The organism is Marinactinospora endophytica, assembly GCF_054780875.1.
Window position 1 is genome coordinate 1 of record NZ_BAAGVM010000028.1, and the last position, 3,331, is coordinate 3,331.

At 57.0% G+C, this 3,331-nt stretch carries 2 rRNA genes; both read right to left on the reverse strand.

Annotated features, from left to right (window positions below):
- Positions 1-63 (reverse strand): 5S ribosomal RNA (gene rrf, locus ACYVHU_RS26580); the annotation flags it as partial.
- A gap of 112 nt (positions 64-175) precedes the next feature.
- Positions 176-3,259 (reverse strand): 23S ribosomal RNA (locus tag ACYVHU_RS26585).
- Between the last annotated feature and the right edge of the window lie 72 nt (positions 3,260-3,331).

The following is a 3,331-nucleotide window of genomic DNA, read 5'->3' on the forward strand; positions in this document are numbered from 1 at the left end:
GGGAGGCTTAACGACCGGGTTCGGAATGGGACCGGGTGTTTCCCTCCCGCCATCACCGCCGTAACCCTCACCCCAACCCCCACACAGGGGCGGGAAAACCAAGAGCCACAACAACAACGCGGCAAAAACAATATTCTCAACGATTCGTGTGTATGCGCGAGCACCCAGCATCTGCGGTGGACAAGCCCTCGGCCGATTAGTACCGGTCAGCTCCACCCCTCACAAGGCTTCCACATCCGGCCTATCAACCCAGTCGTCTACTGGGAGCCTTACCCACTCACAGTGGTGGGAGACCTCATCTCGAAGCAAGCTTCCCGCTTAGATGCTTTCAGCGGTTATCCCTCCCGAACGTAGCCAACCAGCCATGCTCCTGGCGGAACAACTGGCACACCAGAGGTTCGTCCGTCCCGGTCCTCTCGTACTAGGGACAGCCCTTCTCAAGTCTCCAACGCGCACAGCGGATAGGGACCGAACTGTCTCACGACGTTCTAAACCCAGCTCGCGTGCCGCTTTAATGGGCGAACAGCCCAACCCTTGGGACCAACTCCAGCCCCAGGATGCGACGAGCCGACATCGAGGTGCCAAACCATCCCGTCGATATGGACTCTTGGGGAAGATCAGCCTGTTATCCCCGGGGTACCTTTTAGCCGTTGAGCGACACCGCTTCCACACGCCGATGCCGGATCACTAGTCCCTGCTTTCGCACCTGCTCGACACGTCCGTCTCACAGTCAAGCTCCCTTGTGCACTTACACTCAACACCTGATTGCCAACCAGGCTGAGGGAACCTTTGGGCGCCTCCGTTACCCTTTAGGAGGCAACCGCCCCAGTTAAACTACCCACCAGACACTGTCCCCGAACCGGATCACGGTCCCAGGTTAGATGCCCGAAACAGCCAGAGTGGTATTTCACCAACGCCTCCACCCGAACTAGCGTCCAAGCTTCACAGGCTCCCACCTATCCTACACAAACCATCCCAAACACCAATGTCAAGCTATAGTGAAGGTCCCGGGGTCTTTCCGTCCTGCTGCGCGAAACGAGCATCTTTACTCGTAGTGCAATTTCACCGGGCCCATGGTTGAGACAGCGGGGAAGTCGTTACGCCATTCGTGCAGGTCGGAACTTACCCGACAAGGAATTTCGCTACCTTAGGATGGTTATAGTTACCACCGCCGTTTACCGGCGCTTAGATTCCCAGCTTCGACAACCCAAAGGCCATCTAACCAGTCCTCTTAACGTTCCGGCACCGGGCAGGCGTCAGTCCGTATACAGCGTCTTACGACTTCGCACGGACCTGTGTTTTTAATAAACAGTCGCTTCCCCCCGGTATCTGCGACCCCACCCAGCTCCAAGAGCAAACGCCTCTTCACCAGACAGGGCTCCCCTTCTCCCAAAGTTACGGGGACAATTTGCCGAGTTCCTTAACCATGGTTCACCCGAACGCCTCGGTATTCTCTACCTGACCACCTGCGTCGGTTTAGGGTACGGGCCGCCCACGCACTCACTAGAGGCTTTTCTCGACAGCATGGGATCACTCACTTCGTCTCAAACGACTCGACATCACGCCTCAGCCACAACAAGGGACGGATTTACCTACCCCTCGGCCTACACGCTTATCCCGGGACAACCACCGCCCGGTAGAGCTACCCTCCTGCGTCACCCCATCGCTTACCTACTACCAAATCGGGTCCCACGCCTCCACCAGAAAGCACCCGAAGGCACCAACCGGCTTCAGTGGTGGTTAGCATCAAAAGGTTCGGTATGGGCGCACGTGAACGGGTACGGGAATATCAACCCGTTATCCATCGACTACGCCTGTCGGCCTCGCCTTAGGCCCCGACTCACCCTGGGCGGATTAACCTGCCCCAGGAACCCTTAGTCAATCGGCGCCAGTGTTTCCCACACTGGTATCGCTACTCATGCCTGCATTCTCACTCCAACACCCTCCACCACAGGATCACTCCGCAGCTTCACAGGATGCCGGACGCTCCCCTACCAACCCACCAAACGGCAGGCTCCACAGCTTCGGCGGTGCACTTAAGCCCCGTTACATTATCGGCGCAGAATCACTTGACCAGTGAGCTATTACGCACTCTTTAAAGGATGGCTGCTTCTAAGCCAACCTCCTGGTTGTCTCAGCAACTCCACAACCTTTCCCACTTAGCACACGCTTAGGGGCCTTAGCTGATGATCTGGGCTGTTTCCCTCTCGACTACGAAGCTTATCCCCCGCAGTCTCACTGCCACGCTTAACTTCACCGGCATTCGGAGTTTAGCTGACCTCAGTAACCTTGTCGGGCCCATCAGCCAACCAGTAGCTCTACCTCCGGCAAGCAACACGCAACGCTGCACCTAAATGCATTTCGGGGAGAACCAGCTATCACGGAGTTTGATTGGCCTTTCACCCCTACCCACACCTCATCCCCCAGGTTTTCAACCCTGGTGGGTTCGGGCCTCCACGAAGTCTTACCTCCGCTTCACCCTGGACATGGGTAGATCACCCCGCTTCGGGTCCACAGCATGCGACTCAACGCCCTATTCAGACTCGCTTTCGCTACGGCTACCCCACCCGGGTTAACCTCGCCACACACCATGACTCGCAGGCTCATTCTTCAAAAGGCACGCCATCACCCCAAAAGGCTCTGACGGCTTGACAGCACACGGTTTCAGGTACTATTTCACGACCCCTCACCGGGGCACTTTTCACCTTTCCCTCACGGTACTAGTGCACTATCGGTCATCAGGACGTATTTAGGCTTAGCAGGTGGTCCTGCCAGATTCACACGGAATTCCACGAGCTCCGCGCTACTCGGGACAACATCAACAGCTAGAACAAGCCTTCACCTACGGGACTCTCACCCACTCCGGTGCCGCTTCCCAACGACTTCAGCTAACCTGCCCATCACCGCGCCTGGCCGGCAGACCAGACCAGATGCATCCCACAACCCCGCACACGCAACAACTGCCGTCTATCACACGCGCACGGTTTAGCCACATCCCCTTTCGCTCACCACTACTCAGGGAATCACTCTTGTTTTCTCTTCCTGCGGGTACTGAGATGTTTCACTTCCCCGCGTCACCACCAACTGCCCTATACATTCAGACAGCGGCAACCCGAAATGACTCGGGCTAGGTTCCCCCATTCGGACACCCACGGATCACAGCTCGGTTGACAACTCCCCGTGGACTATCGCGGCCTCCCACGTCCTTCATCGGCGCCTGATGCCAAGGCATCCACCGTGTGCCACACTAACTTGGCCACCACAGATACAAGATGCTCGCGCACACTATCCACAAATCAAAACACACACCACAAACCCACCCACAACACCA